The organism is Nonomuraea sp. 3-1Str (assembly GCF_031570565.1).
Taxonomy (GTDB): Bacteria; Actinomycetota; Actinomycetes; order Streptosporangiales; family Streptosporangiaceae; genus Nonomuraea.
Genome location: NZ_JALHBK010000001.1, coordinates 305,754 through 325,050, shown reverse-complemented (window position 1 = coordinate 325,050; position 19,297 = coordinate 305,754). Strand labels below are relative to the sequence as shown.

At 71.9% G+C, this 19,297-nt stretch carries 17 protein-coding genes; 14 read left to right on the top strand and 3 right to left on the bottom strand.

What is annotated here, in order from left to right:
* Window position 1 precedes the first annotated feature (1 nt).
* Complete coding sequence (locus tag MTP10_RS01780) at window positions 2-1,645, bottom strand: polysaccharide deacetylase family protein (RefSeq protein WP_310707150.1); 1,644 nt, start codon at window positions 1,643-1,645, stop codon at window positions 2-4.
* Window positions 1,646-1,730: 85 nt separating this feature from the next.
* Between MTP10_RS01780 and MTP10_RS01775 the strand changes: the two genes are divergently transcribed.
* The 6 genes from MTP10_RS01775 (at window position 1,731) to MTP10_RS01750 (ending at window position 6,353) form a co-directional block, all read left to right on the top strand.
* Window positions 1,731-2,102 (top strand): NADH-quinone oxidoreductase subunit A, encoded by a 372-nt coding sequence (locus tag MTP10_RS01775; RefSeq protein ID WP_310707149.1) that lies wholly within the window; start codon window positions 1,731-1,733, stop codon window positions 2,100-2,102.
* 96 nt (window positions 2,103-2,198) lie between these two features.
* On the top strand, window positions 2,199-2,717 hold the full coding sequence (locus tag MTP10_RS01770) for an NADH-quinone oxidoreductase subunit B family protein (RefSeq protein ID WP_310707525.1): 519 nt from the start codon (window positions 2,199-2,201) through the stop codon (window positions 2,715-2,717).
* Window positions 2,714-3,268: an NADH-quinone oxidoreductase subunit C gene (locus MTP10_RS01765; protein ID WP_310707148.1), complete on the top strand. Its 555-nt coding sequence runs from the start codon at window positions 2,714-2,716 to the stop codon at window positions 3,266-3,268. Before MTP10_RS01770 ends, MTP10_RS01765 begins: the two co-directional genes overlap by 4 nt.
* Window positions 3,261-4,202 (top strand): NADH-quinone oxidoreductase subunit NuoH, encoded by a 942-nt coding sequence (gene nuoH, locus MTP10_RS01760; RefSeq protein WP_310707147.1) that lies wholly within the window; start codon window positions 3,261-3,263, stop codon window positions 4,200-4,202. Before MTP10_RS01765 ends, nuoH begins: the two co-directional genes overlap by 8 nt.
* A 91-nt stretch (window positions 4,203-4,293) precedes the next feature.
* Window positions 4,294-5,301: a hypothetical protein gene (locus MTP10_RS01755; protein WP_310707146.1), complete on the top strand. Its 1,008-nt coding sequence runs from the start codon at window positions 4,294-4,296 to the stop codon at window positions 5,299-5,301.
* Window positions 5,302-5,369: 68 nt separating this feature from the next.
* Window positions 5,370-6,353 (top strand): GNAT family N-acetyltransferase, encoded by a 984-nt coding sequence (locus MTP10_RS01750; protein WP_310707145.1) that lies wholly within the window; start codon window positions 5,370-5,372, stop codon window positions 6,351-6,353.
* 66 nt (window positions 6,354-6,419) lie between these two features.
* Here the strand turns inward: MTP10_RS01750 and MTP10_RS01745 are convergent, their stop codons facing one another.
* Window positions 6,420-7,610 carry a serine/threonine-protein kinase gene (locus MTP10_RS01745; protein ID WP_310707144.1) on the bottom strand — a complete coding sequence of 397 codons (1,191 nt, stop codon included), beginning with the start codon at window positions 7,608-7,610 and terminating at the stop codon, window positions 6,420-6,422.
* A 139-nt stretch (window positions 7,611-7,749) separates the two neighbouring features.
* On the opposite strand from MTP10_RS01745, the gene MTP10_RS01740 reads away from it, so the two are divergent.
* The 8 genes from MTP10_RS01740 to MTP10_RS01705 all read left to right on the top strand — a co-directional run bounded on the left by MTP10_RS01740 (window position 7,750) and on the right by MTP10_RS01705 (window position 18,611).
* Window positions 7,750-9,162 carry a 4Fe-4S binding protein gene (locus MTP10_RS01740; protein ID WP_310707143.1) on the top strand — a complete coding sequence of 471 codons (1,413 nt, stop codon included), beginning with the start codon at window positions 7,750-7,752 and terminating at the stop codon, window positions 9,160-9,162.
* Window positions 9,162-9,851 (top strand): NADH-quinone oxidoreductase subunit J, encoded by a 690-nt coding sequence (locus tag MTP10_RS01735; protein WP_310707142.1) that lies wholly within the window; start codon window positions 9,162-9,164, stop codon window positions 9,849-9,851. The genes MTP10_RS01740 and MTP10_RS01735 overlap by 1 nt, the downstream gene beginning before the upstream one ends.
* Window positions 9,851-10,267 carry an NADH-quinone oxidoreductase subunit NuoK gene (gene nuoK, locus MTP10_RS01730; protein WP_310707141.1) on the top strand — a complete coding sequence of 139 codons (417 nt, stop codon included), beginning with the start codon at window positions 9,851-9,853 and terminating at the stop codon, window positions 10,265-10,267. Before MTP10_RS01735 ends, nuoK begins: the two co-directional genes overlap by 1 nt.
* Entirely contained in the window at window positions 10,264-12,183 is a 1,920-nt protein-coding gene (locus MTP10_RS01725; RefSeq protein ID WP_310707140.1) for an NADH-quinone oxidoreductase subunit L, read from the top strand. Before nuoK ends, MTP10_RS01725 begins: the two co-directional genes overlap by 4 nt.
* Window positions 12,183-13,919: an NADH-quinone oxidoreductase subunit M gene (locus tag MTP10_RS01720; protein ID WP_310707139.1), complete on the top strand. Its 1,737-nt coding sequence runs from the start codon at window positions 12,183-12,185 to the stop codon at window positions 13,917-13,919. Before MTP10_RS01725 ends, MTP10_RS01720 begins: the two co-directional genes overlap by 1 nt.
* Window positions 13,916-15,838, top strand: a complete 1,923-nt coding sequence (locus tag MTP10_RS01715) for an NADH-quinone oxidoreductase subunit N (protein ID WP_310707138.1) — start codon at window positions 13,916-13,918, stop codon at window positions 15,836-15,838. The genes MTP10_RS01720 and MTP10_RS01715 overlap by 4 nt, the downstream gene beginning before the upstream one ends.
* 244 nt (window positions 15,839-16,082) lie before the next feature.
* Window positions 16,083-16,934 (top strand): zinc metalloprotease HtpX, encoded by an 852-nt coding sequence (gene htpX / locus MTP10_RS01710; protein ID WP_310707137.1) that lies wholly within the window; start codon window positions 16,083-16,085, stop codon window positions 16,932-16,934.
* A gap of 189 nt (window positions 16,935-17,123) precedes the next feature.
* Window positions 17,124-18,611, top strand: coding sequence for a hypothetical protein (locus MTP10_RS01705; RefSeq protein ID WP_310707136.1), 1,488 nt, complete (start codon window positions 17,124-17,126; stop codon window positions 18,609-18,611).
* On the opposite strand, the gene MTP10_RS01700 is transcribed toward MTP10_RS01705, so the two are convergent.
* Window positions 18,586-19,056 (bottom strand): NUDIX domain-containing protein, encoded by a 471-nt coding sequence (locus tag MTP10_RS01700; RefSeq protein ID WP_310707523.1) that lies wholly within the window; start codon window positions 19,054-19,056, stop codon window positions 18,586-18,588. The genes MTP10_RS01705 and MTP10_RS01700 overlap by 26 nt on opposite strands.
* Window positions 19,057-19,297: the final 241 nt, after the last annotated feature.

Below are 19,297 nucleotides of genomic sequence, written 5' to 3'. Positions count from 1 at the left end.
CTCAGGGGCGGTCCGCCTCGACGGTGATCCCCGAGCGGTAGAAGTGCCCGGCCTCCATACCTGCAGAGCCGTACAACTCCGGAACGGTGACGAAGGTGTAGCCCTTCCGGCGCAGCTCCTTGAGGATGCCCGGGACCGCGTCCACGGTCGCGCTGTTGGTGTCGTGCATGAGGACGATCGCGTCGTCGTGGGCGCCGCCGACGACACGCCGGGTGATCTCCCCGGCCTCCTGCCTCGTGCCGGGGCGGTCGAAGGCGTCGCGAGCGTCCACGTCCCAGCCGACCAGCGCCACGCCCACCCGGCGCGCCGCGTCCAGCACCGCCGTGCTCGCCGCGCCGTACGGCGGGCGGGCGAGCGCCGGCACCCGTCCCGTGCCTGCCGTGATGGCGTCCTGGGCGCGGGTGAGCCCGTCGACGACCCTGTTCACCGGCATCTTCGTCAGGTCGCGGTGACCCCAGCTGTGGTTGGCGACGAGGTGACCTTCGTCATGCATGCGGCGCAGCACCGACGGATCGGCCACGGCGTTGACGCCGACGGCGAAGAACGTGGCGCGCGCGTCGGCGGCGCGCAGCGCGTCGAGCAGGCGCGGCGTGTCGGGGCCCGGCCCGTCGTCGAACGTGAGCGCCACGCACTTCGTCTCGGCGCAGTTCACGCGCTCGGCCGCCGGGCCGGCGGGGACCGCGGCCTCCACGCCCGCCCCGGCCCGCGTCCCGGCCCCGACCCCCGGCCCCGCGCCCCGCCGCGGGGTGATGCCGCTGGTCATCGGAGAGCCGCCCGGCTCTTCCTCGGGGTCGGACGGGATGGGGTTCGCCGTCCTGGGCGCCGACATGGCGGCGGCCTGCGCGAGCCGGCCCGTCGCCGACAGCAGCGGCTCGACCTGCCACGCCGGCACGGCCACCGCGACCCGACCCAGCGAGCAGGACCCGATCTCGCAGTCGTCGAACTCCACGACCAGGTCGCCCGCCCGGTTGAACGCCATCGAGTCGAGCCGTTCGTCGGTCGCCTTGACCGAGCTCAGGTCCACGGTCGAGCCGCGCGGCTCCAGGCCCTGGCGGACCAGCCGGGCCGTCTCCCCGAGCGCCGCCTTGCCCGCGAGCAGCCCGGCCGAGCCGACCGCCCGGTCACGCCGCCGGTCGTACCAGAGGGTCCTGGTGGAGCGGGCCCAGCCGACCCCGAGGTACTCGCCGGTGCGCAGCCGTACCCCCACGACGTCGGGGGAGGCGGCGGTGAGGTCCCACTGGACGTTCAGCTCGGGACGGCGCAGGGACGCGCCGACGTGGGCGCTCGCGCGGGACGTGACGGCCCGCGCGCCGCCGGCGCGGGGGCGGAGGGCGTCGGAGGAGGCGGCGTCCACGGCGGCGCTGAAGGCGTGCAGCTGCCGCTCGGCCTCCTTGTTCAGCGCCTGGTCGAGCTTGGGCGCGCCCTCGACCCGCGGATAGCTGATGTGCACGTAACGGCGCGCGCTCTCGCCCCCGCTCAACGTCCTGGGGACGAGTCCGCCCACCGTCGCCGGGTCGACGTAGTGGAGCAGGGTCGGGTCCGAGGGCACGACGATGTTGCGCTCATGGGAACCCGAGCCGAGGCCACAGCCGCCGGCCATGAGGCCGAGCAACGCGAGTCCACCAACATGGCGCAATTTGTGCATACGTGTCAGGTTATGGGGGTGATCTTCCGTTTTACCCCGATTTGAGACTATAGGGCCAGAGGTTTGACTGGGTTACGATCGGGAGGTGGACGGTTACTTCGAGTCCTATGCGCTGGTCGCCGTGCTGATCGCGACAGGCGTCGCGATCGTGGCCGGCGCCCTCATGGCCAACCGCCTGCTCCGCCCCACCCGGCCGACCCCCGAGAAGCTGACCACGTACGAGTGCGGCGTCGACCCCGTGGGCGAGGGCTGGGCCCAGTCGCAGGTCCGCTACTACGTCTTCACGTACCTGTACGTGGTGTTCGCCGTGGACGCGGTGTTCCTGTTCCCGTGGGCGACGGTGTTCGACGCGCCCGGGTACGGCGTGACCACACTCGTGGAGATGTTCGTCTTCCTGGGCTTCATCGCGCTCGGCATCCTGTACGCCTGGCGCAAGCGCGTCCTCACCTGGACCTGAGTCTCCTCTGAGTCTCCTCGGCCGGAGATCGGCCCGCCTCTACTCCTTACGCCGATCAGGCGGGACAATGGAGACATGGCAGCGACGGATCTCCCGATGCCCACCGTGGGGCCGGTCTCCCGGCTGGCGCCCAAGCCGATGCGGTTCGTCCTCAACTGGGGGCGGCGGTATTCGCTGTGGGTGTTCAACTTCGGGCTGGCGTGCTGCGCCATCGAGTTCATCGCCACGTCGATGAGCCGGCACGACTTCATCAGGTTCGGGGTGATCCCGTTCGCCAACGGGCCGCGGCAGGCCGACCTCATGATCGTCTCAGGCACCGTGACCGACAAGATGGCTCCCGCCGTCAAGCGCCTGTACGAGCAGATGCCCGACCCCAAGTACGTCATCTCGTTCGGCGCCTGCTCCAACAGCGGCGGCCCGTACTGGGACTCCTACTGCGTCACGAACGGCGTGGACCAGATCATCCCCGTGGACGTGTACGTGCCCGGCTGCCCGCCCAGGCCGGAGGCGCTGCTGTACGGGATCATGAAGCTCCAGGAGAAGATCGCCGGCGAGAAGCTCGGCGACCGCTACCTCCTGTCCCGCGCCCACGGCGAACCCGGCGGTGACGTGTGACTCCCGTCCCCGAGGACACCGCCGGGCGCTTCGGCGACCGCGTCCAGGTCTCGGAGTCGTACGGCGAGACGACCCTCGACGTCGCGGACCCCGGCGACTGGATCGACGTCCTGACCGCGCTCAGGGACTCCGGCTACGTGTTCTTCGACTGGCTGACCGGCGTGGACGAGCCGCCCGAGACGTTCACGGTCGTCGCGCACCTGTACGACCCGGCCGCCTGCCGCCGGCTCCTCGTGCGCGTGAGTGTGCCGCGCGCGGACCCGCGCCTGCCCTCCGCCGTCGGCGTGTACCGGGGCGCCGACTGGCACGAGCGGGAGACGTACGAGATGTTCGGCGTCGTCTTCGACGGCCACCCGAACCTGGTGCCGCTGCTCCTGCCCGACGGGTTCGAGGGACATCCGCTGCGCAAGGACTTCGTTCTCGCCGCCCGCGTCGCCAAGGCGTGGCCGGGCGCGAAGGAGCCCGGCGAGTCCGGGCACGGCTCGCCGAGCCGCCGCAGGACCCTTCCGCCTGGAGTTCCCGCCGACTGGGGGGCAGCGCCCGATGCTTGACGTGGTGATCAGCTTCGTCGTCATCCTCGCCGTGTTCCTGGTGCTGCCCCTGATCGTGGGGCAGACCGAGCACAAGGTCATGGCGCACATGCAGTCGCGCCTCGGGCCGATGTACGCGGGGGGCTTCCACGGGTGGGCGCAGCTGATCGCCGACGGGGTGAAGTTCGCGCAGAAGGAGGACGTCATCCCGGCCGCCGCGGACCGGCGCATCTTCATGATCGCCCCCGGGGTGGCGCTGGTCCCGTACCTCGTCGTGATGATCGCCATCCCGATCGACCAGGGCCGCGTCGCGGTGAACCTCGACCTGGGGCTGTTCTTCGTGCTCGCGGTGATGGGCATCGGCGTGCTCGGCTCGATCATGGCCGGGTGGGCCTCGGCCAACAAGTACTCCGTGCTCGGCGGCATGCGCGCGGCCGCCCAGCTCATGTCATACGAGCTGCCGCTGGTGCTGGCCGCCTCCTCGGTGGCGATGGCCGCGGGCACGCTGTCCATCCCGGGGATCGTCGAGGCGTGGCAGTGGTGGTGGCTGCCCTGGCAGGCGATCGGCGGTGTGGTCTTCTTCCTCGCCGGGCTCGCCGAGCTGCGCAGGCCGCCGTTCGACATGCCGATCGCCGAGTCCGAGATCATCATGGGCCCCATGACCGAGTACACCGGCATGCGCTTCGCCCTGTTCATGCTGGCGGAGTACGTCGGGATCGTGGTGCTGTCGTTCCTCACCACGGTGCTGTTCCTCGGCGGCTGGCACGGCCCGTTCCTGCCGGGCTGGCTGTGGACGCTGGTCAAGGTGTTCGCGCTGGCGTTCGTGGTGATCTGGCTGCGGGTGAGCTTCCCGCGGCTGCGCGAGGACCAGCTCCAGAAGCTGGCTTGGGCGGGGCTGGTGCCGCTGGCCCTGGTCCAGCTCGCCCTGACGGGCGTGGTGAAGGTCCTCACCTGACTCGATCCGACCGAACGGCCCCGGCGCCGCGAAACTCCACCCATCCGCCGGTCGTCTCTCCCTTGGGGACCGGAGCATCAGGGGTGACTTCATGAACGCGCAGCCCGCGTCAGCCGGGGACGAACCGGCCGGCACCGTCCACAGTGTGACCTGCCTGGAGACGACGCTCTCCTGGGACGGCCACACCCTGACCGCGACGGACGCCGTGACGGGCCACGCGCCGCCCACCGCGTTCCGATCGACCGCCGCCCCCACGCGCCTGTACCACTACCGCTACGACCAGCCGGCGACCCGTGCCAAGGACGCCGAGCGGCAGACCTGTTCCGGTCTCGCGGTCCTGGACGCCGACGGTCTCGTCCTCCTGGACCTCCCGGGCCCCTGGCACGCCCCCGACGTCCAGACGTTCGCCGTCGCGGCCGGCATCCCGGTCGTGAACGCCCGCACCCGCCCCTCCCGCGAGGTCCGCACCGCCCTCGCCGCCCGAGCCCCCGGCTGGCGCCGCCTGCACGGCGTCCGTCCGACCTTTCTCGCCAGGTGGCGCAGGCCGGTCACCATCGGGACCGGAGTCGCGGGCCTGGCCGTGATGACGTACTTGGCCATGATCGGGCTGTGGCCCGCCTGGCGGGGCCTGTCCACGCTCGGCAGGGGGCTGGCGTACGTCCTGGAGGCCAAGTGGCTCCTGGTCGGCTTCAGCCCGGCACTCCTGGTGCTGCGCCCCCTGTCGGCCCGCATGCACAGACGCCGCGCCGCCCGAGGCGAGATCCTCGGCCTGCCGGGCGGCCTCACCGTCACCACCCGGCGAGACCGCCACCGCGGCCCCCGGATGGAGATCCGCCGCGGCGGCACCCTCGTCGCCGACCTCGCCTTCCGCCGCCGGCCCCGTCACGCCTGCGCCTTCCTCCTGTACGGCTACGAGGACCGCACGGGCCTGTTCGTCCTCGACTCCGACGGCGCCCCGCTCCACCACCTGCCCGGTCCCTGGCCGCCGGAGGACGTCAACCGCTTCACCCAGCACCACGACATGTACCTGGAGGCCCGCCGCCTCACCCACGCCGATTACCTCGCCCTCACCCGGACCTGCCCCGAAGCCACCCCTTGACCACGCCACCCCCCGCGTCCAGGAGAAAATCCGTCGCCGTGTCGGCCGCGATCCTGTTACCTGGCCGCGTGACGACGATCGACGAGAACACGCTCACCTCCCTCCACGACACCTACCTCCGGGCCCACGCCCACCAGCGGGGACCGCTCATGGGCCGGCGGCGCTTCGAGTGGCAGCTCATCCACGACTCCTCCGGGAGGCGACAGGAGGTCCGGGTGGTCAAGGAGGGCGGCGAGGCCGTCGCGGGCTACCGGCTGGGGCTTCCCCAGCATGACAACACGCACACCGCCTGGCTGGACCCGCTGTTCGTCCGGCCCGACCGGTGGGGGCGCGGCATCGGCGCGGACCTGCTGGAGGAGGCGGCCGGACGGGCCCGCGCCCTCGGCCGTGGCCTGCTGTTCACCGAGACCCCCGTCGAGGGGCCGGGCGCTAGGTTCGCCCGGGCGCACGGTTTCACCGTGTCGGTGGCGGAGGCTCGTCGCACCCTCGACCTGCGTACGGCCGACTGGGCGGCGTTCCGGCGGATGCGGCCGCGTGCGGAGGGCTACGAGCTGGAACTGTGGAGCGGCCCGGCCACGCAGGAGCTGCCGGGGGAGCGGGCCACGGCGGAGCGGCTGGCCGATCTGGCCGCGGTGATGGCCGGCATGAACGACGCCCCCACGGACGCGGCCATGGAGGACGCCCGCTTCGACGCCGACCGCGTGCGCGCGCGGGAGGAGGAGATGGTGCCGGGTGGGCTCGACTGCTACACCGCGCTCGCCCGGCGCATCAGCGATGGCGCCCCGGCCGGGTTCACCCGCATCTTCCTGGAGGTGGACCGCCGGGACGGCTGGGCGTTCCAGACGGACACCGCCGTGCTCGGGCCGCACCGCGGTCACCGGCTCGGCCTTCTCCTCAAGCTCGCCAACCTGCTACGGCTGCGCGAGCGTGAACCGCGGGTCCAGCGGGTCATCACGTGGAACGCCACGTCCAACGCGCACATGCTGGCCATCAACGAGGCGATGGGCTTCACGTTGCTGGACGAGTGGAACACCTGGCGGCTGGTGCTCTGAGCGTGCGCATCGGCATTCCCCCGCAGTACGCCGGAGGCACCCGAATCCCCGCGGCACTGCGGCCCATCAGTGGATGATGGCGAGCATCACGTCCGCGGCCGCCGGCCGATCCTCCGGGCTCTTGTGGAGACACGTCCCGACGATCTTCCGCAGGCCCGGCGGTAAGGGCGAAAGGTCCGGGTGGACCGTCAGCACCCTGTGGAAAACCGCCGGCACCGTGTCCTCCCCGAACGCCGGCCGCCCCGTGGCCGCGAACATCATCGTCACCCCCCAGCTGAACACGTCCGACGGCGGCCCCACCGGCGCCCCCGTCAACTGCTCGGGCGACATGTACGGCGGGGTGCCGACCATCTTCCCCGACGTCACCGTCATCTGGTCGAGCGCGCGGGCGATGCCGAAGTCGATCACCCGCGGCCCGTCGTTGCCGATCAGCACGTTGCTCGGCTTGAAGTCACGATGCACGATCCCGGCCCTGTGGATGGCCGCGAGCGCCCCGGCTGTGGACAACGCCAGCCGGGTGAGGCTGTCCTCGTCCCGCGGACCATGGTTGCGGACGAGCTGCTCCAGCGACGGTCCCTCGACGTACTCACTGACGATGTACGCGTGCTGCCCGCTGATGCTCACGTCCAGCACCCGGGCTGTGGAAAACGTCGCGACCCTGCGCGCCGTGTCCACCTCGCGGGCGAAGCGGGCACGGGCGGTCTCGTCGACCAGGTCGTGCAGGACCTTCACCGCCACCCGCGCACCGTTGGGCGCCTGCGCGAGGTAGACGGCGCCCTGCCCGCCCCTGCCCAGGGACCGCAGCACCCGGTAGTGCCCGATCCACTCCGGCGCGCCGGAGGGCCGCTGGAAGGTCGGAGCGGTGGTGCGCTGGTGGATGTTCGCCGCAGGCACGAACGGGCGAGGCGTGAACGGCGGAGCGCCGCGGTGACGGCGCTTGACCATGGCCGGAACCAGGATGCCGGAGTGGATGACACCGCCCAACCAGGTCACGACCAGGGCGAGGGATATCAGCGAGGACATCGGCTCCGGGATGTCCTCGAACTGGTCGTACGCGAACACCACGATCAGGAACGAACCCAGGCACACGGTGTAGACCGCGGCGGCGATCAGCTGCCACACGCTGCGCAGCCAGAACGCCGCGAAGCCGATCGTGAACGGCGTCAGCATCCCGCATGTGAACAGCGGCAGCGCCGCCCACGCCACCCCGGCGGTCCATGCCAGACCACTGGGACCGCGCGGCCGGCTGTTCGACATGCCGGAAGGCTATCGCCACACCGTGGTACATAACGGCCGCGGAGCCATCTTGTGGATAACCTCCCGATAACCTGTGGATAACTGTGGAAAAACTGGGGACAACGCGACGAGCGCATTCACGCGCGCGGACAAGTGCGCAATGATGATGACCATGGCGCGGATACCGGGAGTGGGGTTGGCGAAGGGGCTCTCCGTCACCCTCCGCCACATGCTGCGCAAATCCGTCACCCAGCAGTATCCCGAGGTCAAGCCCGCTCTCCCGCCCCGCAGCCGCGGCGTCATCGCCCTGGTCGAGGAGAACTGCACCTCCTGCATGCTCTGCGCCCGCGAGTGCCCCGACTGGTGCATCTACATCGACTCGCACAAGGAGACCCTCCCGGCGCCGGAGGGCGGACGCCCGCGTCAGCGCAACGTCCTCGACCGGTTCGCCATCGACTTCTCCCTGTGCATGTACTGCGGGATCTGCATCGAGGTCTGCCCGTTCGACGCGCTGTTCTGGTCTCCGGAGTTCGAGTACGCCGAGGGCGACATCCGCAACCTGCTGCACGAGAAGGACCGGCTCGCCGCCTGGGTGCCCACGGTCCCGCCGCCCCCGGCCCACGACCCCGGCGCCGAGCCGCCCAAGGAGCTCGCGGCCGCCCCCCGCCGCCCCGCCGGGCCCCGTGCGGGAGGTACACCCGGCCGGCCGCCCGCACGACCGGACGCCGGCACGGACGCACCGCCGGTTCCTCCTGCCACGGGGGACGTCCGCGCACGTACACCTTCTGGCGAGGACGCTTCCGCACGTCCCGCTTCGGCACGTCCCGCTTCCGCACGTCCCGCTTCGACACGTCCCGCTTCCGCGCAGGACGCTTCGACGACCGGGTCGCCCGACGCCCGCTCACCGGAGGATCCCCGCCCCGCACCGGAGGATCCCCACTCCGCACCGGATGCTCGTCCTCCGGCCCCGCCCGTTCGCCGATCCGCCGGTGAGCCCGACGCGCGGGAAGCCGCCCCAGGGCCACGCCCGTCCGACCCCACCACCCAGGACGCCCATGGGACCCGGGCCGCAGACCAGTCGGCGACCGGCCCGGACCGGCCCGGCCCGGCGGAGCGCAGGACGCGGATGGCGAACATCCGGGGCATCCGGCCGCCCGGATCCCTCCCCGCGCCCCCTCCGACCGGAGACAAGCCCGGCACCACGCCGCCCGCGTCGGAAGCCCGGCACCCGAAGACGCCCGAAACCGACACGCGCTCTCCCGAATCCCCGCAGCACGGCGTATCCCCTGAGGCGCCGTCCCCAGCCCCCGCACCGGACGACGCCGACTCCGCTCCCCGCGAAGCAGCCCCCGCATCGAGCGAAGCGGCGGCCGAGTCGGCAGGAGAGTTGTCCACAGGCTCCACATCCGGCGAAGAGTTGTCCACAGCCTCGGGCGAGCCGCGCCCGAACCCCGAAGCGGAAGAGCAGACTTCTGCCCCGAGGCCGCGCAGGCGCCGGATGGCCGATCCTCGCTCCATCCGTCCGCCCGGGCGTCTCGACCCTGCAGACCCAAGGGAGCCTGAGGAGGAGTAGTGACCGAGGCGGTGCCCTCCTATCTGTCGCCCACCGGCCAGGAGATCGTCTTCTTGCTGCTCGGCGCGGCGGCGGTCGGATCGGCGCTGCTCGTCGTCACCACCCGCCAGCTCGTCCACGCCGCCCTGTGGCTCGTGGTCTGCTTCGGCGCGCTCGCCGGTTGCTACCTCGTGCTGACGGCGGAGTTCGTCGCCTGGGTGCAGGTGCTCATCTACGTGGGCGCGGTCGTCGTGCTCATGCTGTTCGGCATCATGCTCACGCGGGCCCCGATCGGCCGCTCCGCCGACCTCGACAGCGGCAACCGGGTGGTCGCCGCGCTGGTGGCCGTGGCGACTGCCGCCGTCCTGGTGACGGTGGTGGTCGACGGCTTCCGTACGGCCTACGCGCGGCTCGATCCCGGCCAGGGCGCGGCCAAGGCGCTCGGCGCCAGCGTGTTCAGCACCTGGGTGCTGCCGTTCGAGGCGCTGTCGGTGCTGCTGCTGGCGGCCCTGATCGGCGCCATCGTCCTGTCCCGCACGGACATCCAGGGCGGCTCCCCACCGAGCCACCCTGAGCAGCCCGCAGACGCAAGCCGTCCACCGGACTCACCCCGTCCACCGGACTCATCCCGTACGCCGGACTCATCCCGTACGCCGGACGATCCATCCGCCATGCCCGGCCCGCCCGCTGACCGGCCCGGGGGGCGTTGATGCACATCGTCTACCCGGCCGTCGTGTCGGCGCTCCTCTTCTCCGTCGGTGTGTACGGCGTGCTCGCCCGCCGCAACACGATCCTCGTCCTGATGTCCGTCGAGCTGATGCTCAACGCCGTCAACCTCAACCTCGTCGCGTTCGACGTGTGGCTGCGCGACCGGTTGCACAGCGGTCAGGTGCTCACGCTGTTCGTCATCGTGATCGCCGCGGCCGAGGTGGGGCTGGGCCTGGCCATCATCCTGGCCCTTTACCGCAACCGCAGGACCGTCGACATCGACGCCCTCCGCGACCTGTCCGAGCCGCCGCCCCACACCGCGACCCCGCCCGCCCCCACGCAACCGGCCGGCGACGGCCGCGGCGACACCCAGGCCACCCGGCCAGGGGCCGACGCCGAGCGAGGAGGCAACCGGTGACGACCTTCCCGCTGCTCGTCGTACTCCTGCCCTTCGTCGCCGCCGCGGCCGGCCTCCTGCTGACCCGCCGGCCGCACCACCGCACCACCAGCGCCTCCGGTGACACGGGCGACGCCGACGACCGGCGTGCGCGCGGACGGGCGGCCTGGTTCGCCGTCCTGCCGACCGCCGCCTCCGCCGTGCTCGCCACCGCCCTCGCCTGGGCCCCCGGCTTCGCGTACCTCGGAGACGCGGCCCCGGGCCCGCCCGTGGGCCGTACCTACGGCACGATCGTCACCGGCGGCATCCCCATCTCCCTGACCCTCCAGGCCGACGACCTGTCCGCGATCCTCGGCGTCCTCGTGACACTGGTCGCCCTGGCCGTACAGGTCTACTCCGTGGGCTACCTCCACCACGACTCGCGCTACCCCTCCTACAGCGCCTTCGTCAGCCTGTTCACCAGCGCGATGCTGCTGGTCGTGTACGCCGGTGACCTCCTCGTCCTGTACGTCGGCTGGGAGATCATGGGCCTCTGCTCGTACCTGCTCATCGGCCACTGGTGGGAGGACCGCGCCAACTCGCGGGCGGCGGTCAAGGCGTTCCTGGTCACCCGCCTCGGCGACGTCGGCTTCCTGTTCGGCCTGTTCACGCTCGGCTTCGCGGCCGGCAGCTTCCGAATCTCCGACGTACTCTCCAAGGTGCCCGAGATGTCCGCGGCCACCCTCGTGACCGCCACCATGCTGCTGCTCGCCGGAGTGGCGGGCAAGAGCGCGCAGGTGCCGCTGCACACCTGGCTGCCCGACGCCATGGCGGGCCCCACGCCGATCAGCGCGCTGATCCACGCCGCCACCATGGTCGCCGCCGGCATCTTCATCGTGGCGAGGCTCTTCCCGGCGTACGCCGCCGCCGGCCCCACGCTCGACGTGCTGGCCGTCATGGCGGCGCTCGGCATGCTCGGCGCCGCCCTGGCCGCGCTCGCCCAGGACGACCTCAAACGGGTGCTCGCCTACTCCACGATCAGCCAGCTCGCCTACATGGCGGGCGGCCTGGCGGCGGGCTCGGCGAAGGCCGCGATCTTCCACCTGCTCACGCACGGGGCGTTCAAGGCGCTGCTGTTCCTGTGCGCGGGCGTCGTCATCCATCACGTCGGCTCCAACCTGATGAGCCAGATGGGCGGCCTGCGGGGGCCGCTGCCGGTGACGTTCGCGGCGATGACCGTCGGCTTCGCCGCCCTCATGGGCCTGCCGCCGGCCAGCGGCTTCTTCAGCAAGGACGCCGTGCTGGCGGCCATGGACGGCGCGCTCGCCGCCGGACGCCTGACCGACGCCGCCGCCCTGCTCCTGTACGGCTGCGCGCTCGCGACCGTCGCCGTCACCGGCGCGTACGCCACCAGAGCCTGGCTGCGGACGTTCTTCGGCCAGGCCGCGCCCGTCGCGCTGCCCGAGCCGGAGCCGGGCACGGCCCATGTCATCGACGTGCGGGAGGCGCCGCGGACGATGCTGGTGCCGGTGGCGCTGCTGGTCGTGCCGACATTGCTGCTCGGGTTCGCGGGCGGCGTTCACGTCGATCTCGGGGTGGCGACGGTCGGGGTGGTGCTGGCCCTGCTCGGCGCGGGAGTGGTGTACGCGGTCTGGCGGTCCGCGCCGCTCGCCGACCCGGCCCGGCTGCTGGGGCCGCTGCGCGTCCCGTGCGAGCGCGCGTTCTACGCGGACGCCGTCTACGCCGCGGTGTTCGCGCGGCCGGTGCTGGCGCTGGCCCGGCTGGTCGTCAGAACGGACGACGTGGTGGTGGACGGGGCCGTGCGCGGCTCCGGACGGGCGGCCCGCGGAATGTCCGGACTGCTCAGGCTCGCCCAGAACGGCAACGTCCAGCTCTACGTGAGCGGTCTGCTCGCCGGACTGCTGCTGATCGCGGTGGGGGCGGTGGTGTTCACGTGATGGGCTGGCTTCCGGTCACGCTGCTCGCGGTGCCGCTGCTCGGCGCGCTGCTCCTGGTGGCCGCCCCGGCCGCGCTCCGACCGGCGCTGCCGCTGTACGGGCAGGCGGTGTCGGGGCTCGCGCTGGCTCTGGCCGTGGTCATGGTGGCGGTGTTCGACTACGGGCGGTCGGCCACGCCGCAGTTCACCGTCGACCTGCCGTGGATCCCCGGGCTGGGCCTGCGTTTCCACCTCGGCGTCGACGGGATCTCGCTGCCACTGGTCGCGCTGACGGCGCTGCTGACGTTCCTCTGCTTCGCCTACCTCGGCTGGGGCCGGGCGCGCGGCCCGGGACGGCTCATGGCGGCGCGGCCGAGGGCGCTGGTGTTCACGCTGCTGGTGCTCGAAGTCGGCATGGTGGGCACGTTCCTCGCGCTGGACCTGCTGCTGTTCTTCGTGTTCTTCGAGATCGTGCTGATCCCCATGTACTTCCTGATCGCCGTCTGGGGCGGCAAGGGACGACGGGGCGCGGCGACCAAGTTCATCCTCTACACGCTGCTCGGCTCCGTGGTGATGCTGCTCGGCCTGCTGCTCGTCTGGGCGCAGACCGGCACGCTCGACATCGTCGCCCTCGCCCGGGCCCACGGCGCGGGCATGTCGAGGAGCGTGCAGATCCTCGCGTTCGTGGCGGTCGGGCTCGGTCTCGCGGTCAAGACGCCGATGTGGCCGCTGCACACCTGGCTTCCCGACGCGCACACCGAGGCGCCGACGGTCGGCTCGGTCCTGCTGGCCGGCGTGCTGCTCAAGATGGGCACCTACGGCTTCGCCCGCATCGCCGTCCCGGTCCTGCCGGAGGGCGCGGTGGCCGCGGCGCCGTGGCTGGGGGCGCTGGCCGTGGTCGGCATCGTGTACGGGGCCCTCGCCTGCCTGGCCCAGCGCGACCTGAAACGCATGATCGCCTACTCCTCGGTGGGCCACATGGGGTTCGTGCTGCTGGGGTTCGCCACGCTCACGACCGTGGGCGTCAACGGGGCCCTGTTCGCCAACATCGCCCACGGGCTGATCACCGGGCTGCTGTTCTTCGTGGCCGGCGCCGTCAAGGACCGGTACGGCACGGCCGACATGCCGTCGCTGGGCGGTGGCATGCTCGCCACGCTGCCGCGCCTCGGGTCAGTCCTGACGTTCGCGGCGGTCGCGTCGCTGGGGCTGCCGGGGCTGGCCGGGTTCTGGGGGGAGATGCTGGCGCTGCTGGGGGCCTTCCAGCCGGGTGCCGGGCTGTCCCGGGGGCTGTTCCTGACGTTCATGGTGATCGGCGGGCTGGGAGCGGTGCTGACGGCGGCGTACTTCCTGGTCATGCTGTCGCGCGTCACCCACGGCCTCCCACCCCGCCCCAGCCTGGCCGGAGCCGGGGACAGAGCCGGAGCCGGAGCCGGAGTGGGAGTCGGGGGCGGGGCCGGAGGAGGGCTCGCGGCTGGGGTGGACGCGGTGCCAATCGGGGGGCCTCGGGGGGACATGGAGGAGGCGAGCGCGACTGAGGAGTGGCCGAGCCCTTCGGAAAGTCACGCGGAAGGACCCGAGAGCGTGGCTCCCCTCGGCGAGCCCGGTCGCAGTGGCGGACCGCCGCGCGACATCCGGCGGTACGAGTGGGTCGCCTGGGTGCCGCTGATCGTCCTGATTCTCCTGTTCGGCCTCTGGCCGGGGCTGCTGCTGTCCCTCACCACGCCTGCCGTGCAGACCCTGCTGGGAGCCCTGTCATGATCCAGCAGATCGACTACTTCGTGATCGCCCCACCGCTCGCGCTCGCGCTCGCGGCCGGGCTGGTCCTGCTCCTCGACGCGTTCCTCCCCTCCGGTCCGAGGATCAGGACGGCGCTGGGCCTGGTGACGATCGGCGGCGTCCTTGTGGCCCTCGGCTTCATCGTCGCCCAGGCCACTCGGGCGGGAGCGGGCGTACGGGCCGGAGGCGGTGGCCAAGGCGGAGGCGGAGGCGGAGGCCAGGGCGGCCGCAGCATGGAGACGTTCTGCGTGCCCGACGCTCTCGCGCCGGCCGCCGCCGGCCGTGGCTCCGCCGGCGGATCGGCGTCCGTCCCGGCCCTGTGCTCGTTCGTCGCCGACCGCTTCACGTTGGTCTTCGCCGGGCTGGTCCTGGTCGCGGCCCTGGTCGTCGTGCTGATGTCCATGACCGAGCTGGCCGCCGGAGGCATCCCCGCCGGAGAGTGGTACTTCCTCCTGCTCTGCACCATCACCGGCGCCGTGACGCTCCCCGCCTCACGCGACCTGATCATGCTGGTGGTCGCGCTTGAGCTGGTGTCGCTCCCGGTGTTCGCGCTCACGGCACTGAAACGGTACGACGGCCGGGCCTCGGAGGCCGCGGTCAAGCTGTTCGTCGTCTCGGTCGTGTCCACGGCGGTCATGTTGTTCGGGGTGTCGCTGCTGTACGGCATCGGCGGCACGGTGTACCTGTCCCGGCTGGCCGAGGTCTTCAGCGGCGCCGTCCCCGCTCCGGGAGCGGTCGGCACGGGGGGTCAGGGGGCGGGGGCCCTGGGGGCGGGCGCGGTCACGTCCTCCGCGGCGGGCATGGTGACCGCCCAGGGGATGACATCCCCCACGGCGGGCGTGATCACGGTGGGCGTCGTCCTGGTGCTGGCCGGGTTCGCGTTCAAGATCGCCGCGGTGCCGTTCCACTCGTGGGCGCCGGACGTCTACCAGGGCGCCCCCGTGCCGGTCGCCGCGCTGCTGTCCGTCATCTCGAAGGCCGCCGGGTTCGCGGGCCTCATCCTGCTGCTCGTCACCGCGCTGTCCGGCCGGGCCGCCACGTGGACACCCATCGTCGCGATCATCGCCGCGCTCACCATGACCGTGGGCAACCTGCTGGCCCTGCGCCAACGCTCCGCCGTACGGCTGCTGGCCTGGTCCTCGGTCGCCCAGTCGGGATACATCCTCGCCCCGCTCGCGGTCGCCCACCACGCCACCGAGCGCATGTCACCGGCCGGACCCACATCCGCGTCAGGCCCGGCAACGACCACGTCTCCCGGGGGGACGACGCTGACGGGCGTGCCAGGAGGCGAGGCGCTCCTGAGCGGCGCCGTCGGGGCCTCCCTGACCTATCTCATCATCTACGCCGCCATGAACCTCGGTGCGTTCGCCGTCGTCATGCTCGTCTCCCGAGGGGCCGCGCGCAACGAGCTGAGCGACTATCGGGGGCTGGCCTACCGCAGCCCGGTGGCCGGCCTCGCGCTGGGGTTCAGCTTGATCTGCCTCGCCGGCCTGCCGCCCGGCCTGGCGGGGCTGTTCGCCAAGGTGGTGGTCTTCCGCGAGCTCGTGAACGGCGGGGCGGGGTGGCTGGCGGTGATCATGGCCGTCAACACGGTGCTCGGCCTGTACTACTACGTGTCGTGGACGGCCCAGATCTTCACCCCGGCGCCCGGGCTCGCCGTGGCACCGCAACTCACCGCAGCACCAAGACCCAGCGCATCGACGCTCACCTCCACATCTGAGCTCACACCCGCCTCCGGGGGCAGCTCGGCACCGGGGCCCGGCTCGGCACCCCATCTCAGCCTCGGACGTGCGTTCCCGGCTGCCTGGGTGGCCGTGGGACTGGCTGTGGCGGTGGCGGTCGTGTTCTCGATCGCTCCTCAGGTGGCCATGGACCTGGCGTTGCTCTCGCCCTTCAGCTGACTGGCGGTTCTTCGTCCCCTCGGCCGGCTGTTGCCCTGCTCGCGTGTCCGGGCTGACTGGTCGCTGTACGGTCGTCGGCCGACTGCGCCGTGTTCCGCCACCTTCCGGTGTCACCGCGCCTGCTGAGGGCGGCGTGGCGCCTGGGGTTGGGTAGCGCTGCGCCCCCGAGTGTGCACACCGGGGAACGATGGACCCCGGCACAGTCGTTGGAGCAGGTGAACCCGCACCACGAAGGGAGGGACCCTTGCACCACAACGGCCTGCGTACCGCTGTCCTGCTCGGTGGGATGTCGGCGCTGATCCTGACCGCGGGTGCGTGGCTGGGCGGTGGCACCGGCCTGCGGATGGCGCTCATGCTGGCTGTGGCGACCAACGGTTTCGCCTACCTCTTCTCCGACCGCATCGCCCTGTCCGCCATGCGGGCGCGGCCGGTGAGCGAGGTGGAGCATCCCACCCTGTACCGCATCGTCCGTGAGCTCTCCACCGAGGCCCGCCAGCCGATGCCGCGACTGTACGTGTCTCCAACGGTGCAGCCGAACGCGTTCGCCACCGGCCGGAGCCCCCGCCGCGCGGCGGTCTGTGTGACGTACGGGCTGACGCGGCTGCTGGATGAGCGGGAGCTGCGCGGTGTGATCGGGCATGAGCTGTCGCATGTGTACAACCGCGACATCCTGGTGTCGTCCGTGGCGGGGGCGCTGGCCACGATGATCACGTGGCTGAGTTACGTGGCGGTGTTCTTCGGCGGCTCGGACGACGACGAGGGGCCCGGGTTCGTGGGTGCGCTGCTGATGATGGTGCTGGGGCCGGTGGCGGCGGGCATGGTGCAGATGGCGATCTCCCGGACGCGGGAGTTCCAGGCGGACGAGGCGGGGGCCCGGCTCACGGGCGACCCGCTGGCCTTGGCCTCGGCCCTCCGCAAGATCGAGATGGGCGCCCGGCGCCTTCCTCTGCCCGAGAACAGCCGCCTCACCTCGGCCTCCCACATGATGATCGCCAATCCGTTCAGCGGCTCCGGCTTCGGGAGGCTGTTCTCCACCCACCCGCCCACGTCGGAGCGCGTCGCCCGGCTGGAGCGCATGGCGGGCTACCGGCGTTAGGACCCACGCTGCCGCGCTGAAGGCTGAGGCGTGGGTGGCGCCCGCCAGGATGGCGCCGTACTGGATGGCCACCAGCTGGCGGGTCGGGATCTCCAACGTGCCGGGCCTTCAGTCTCACCGCCTCAACAGGGACTCCGTGCTTCTCGGCGACGCCGTCACTTCCCGCCTGCGGCAGACATAATCATCCCTATGGGCCGATCTCCGCGCCTCAGCGAGGCTGAGCGCAAGCTGTGGAACGCCTTCCCCACCGGGGAGACCGTGGAGCTCGCCCAGGTCGTCACCGGCCACGGCACCGTAGCCGGGCAGAACGCCCCCAAGGACGGCGACACCTGGGGCCCCGACCGGACGGTCCGCGCCAGCGTGATCACGTCCCTGCTGCTCGGCGCCCGCGAGGCCGCCCCTGGTTCGGTGCCGGCCGTGCGCTTACGCGGGGCGAGGATCACCGGCTCCCTGTCCATCCTCGGCGGCCGCGTCGAGCACGAACTGGTGCTCAGCGGCTGCCACCTGGACGAACCCGTCCTCCTCACCGCCACTACCACCCGCTCCGTACGGCTGACGGACTGCACGCTGCCGGGCTTCAGCGGCGGCGGCATGCGCGTCGCCGGCCACCTGAGCCTGTCCGGCTCGCACATCACCGGGACCGTCCGCCTCGCCCGTGCCGTGTTCGAGAGCGGGCTGTGGCTGGGCGGCATCCGCCTGACCGCCGACGACGTGTGGGCTCTGTCCGCCGGATCCATGGTCGTGGACAGCGGCGCGACCTTCCGCGGCGCCGACATCACCGGCGGCGTCCGCCTGGCTGGCAGCCGGATGAACGGCGACGTCAACTTCGAGGGCGCGACCGTCCGCAACCCCGGCGGCTACGCGATCAGGGCCGACGACATGGTGGTCGAGGGCACCGTGCACTGCACGAAAGGCTTCACGGCGCAGGGCTGCATCCGGGTGCGCGGGGCGCGGATCAGCGGCACGTTCTGCTTCGCCGGGGCCGTCCACAGCCCCGACACCCCGTACGCGCTGCACGCCAGCCACATGGAGGTCCGCGAGTTCTATCTCAACCCCGCCGAGCCCGTGGACGGGGTCGTCACCCTCGCCCACTCGCGCGTCGGCACCCTCCAGGACGACCCCCACACCTGGCCCGAGAAGCTGCGGCTCAACGGCCTCACCTACGACCGGCTGCGCAGCGGCAAGGTGGAACGGCGCATCGACTGGGTCGGCCGCGACCCGGAGGGCTTCCGGCCTCAGCCGTACGAGCAGCTCGCCGCCTGGTACCTGCGCGACGGCAACGACGGGCTCGCCCGCCGCACCCAGCTCGCCAAGCTCCGCGCCCGGCGCCGCACCCAGGGCCCGGGACTGCGCGTGTGGGGCCGGCTGCTGGACGTCACGGTCGGCTACGGCTACCGCCCCTGGCTGGCCGGCGTGTGGTTCGCGCTGCTGCTCATGGTCGGAACGGTTGCCTTCGGTCTCAACCCGCCCCGCCCCCTCAAACCGGACGAGGCCCCTGTCTTCGACTCCTTCGCCTACAGCTTCGACCTGCTGCTGCCGCTGCCGGCGTTCGGGCAGAGGGAGATGTTCGACCCGGCGGGGTGGACGCAGGGGCTGGCGTACGGGCTGGTCGTCGCGGGCTGGATCCTGGCCACCGCCCTCATCGCGGGCGCTACGCGGGTACTCCGCCCGCAGTGACGCGCCGCAGGATGCCCGCCAGGTCCGCGGGATGGACGATTTCGTCCGTGGCGTCCAACTCCTCGGCGCTCCACCACCGGTGCCCGACCGTGGTGGCCTTCTCGATCTCCTCCATCTTGTCGAACGACACCTCGGCCTGACCGTCGCCGATCCGTACCGCGAAGAATGTCTGGTCCTGCGTGATGGCGTACTCGGCGAAGCTGAACTCGACCGTGCCGGCGCCGTACGGACCGGTGAACTCATCCGCCTCGGCCCGGATGCCGACCTCTTCGTACAGCTCCCGCGCGGCGGCCTGCTGGAGCGTCTCCCCGCCCTCCAGCGCGCCGCCGACGGTGAACCAGAACCGCTCGCCGGGTCGCGCGGGATCGAACCCGTACAACAGCAGAACCCGATCCTGATCATCGATGGGCAGGACGCGGGCGGTGAACCGCCGCAGAGGAATCATCGTCACGCCGCCCGAGCCTATTCGCAGGAGAAGACGAGGTCATGTCGAGGAACACGCAGACCGCCCGCTCTTCGTCTGCCGTCGCCTTCGGCCGCTTCTCGCTGCGGTGTGCCCCGGTTGCGCCCTGGGGCTGCTCGGCCGGGCTGGACACGTCCGGCTTCTGTTGTTGCTCGCCATCACGGTGAGTGAGCAAAAGGCGAGGTGATGCACATCACACAGGATCCTCCTTGGCGCGACGCCA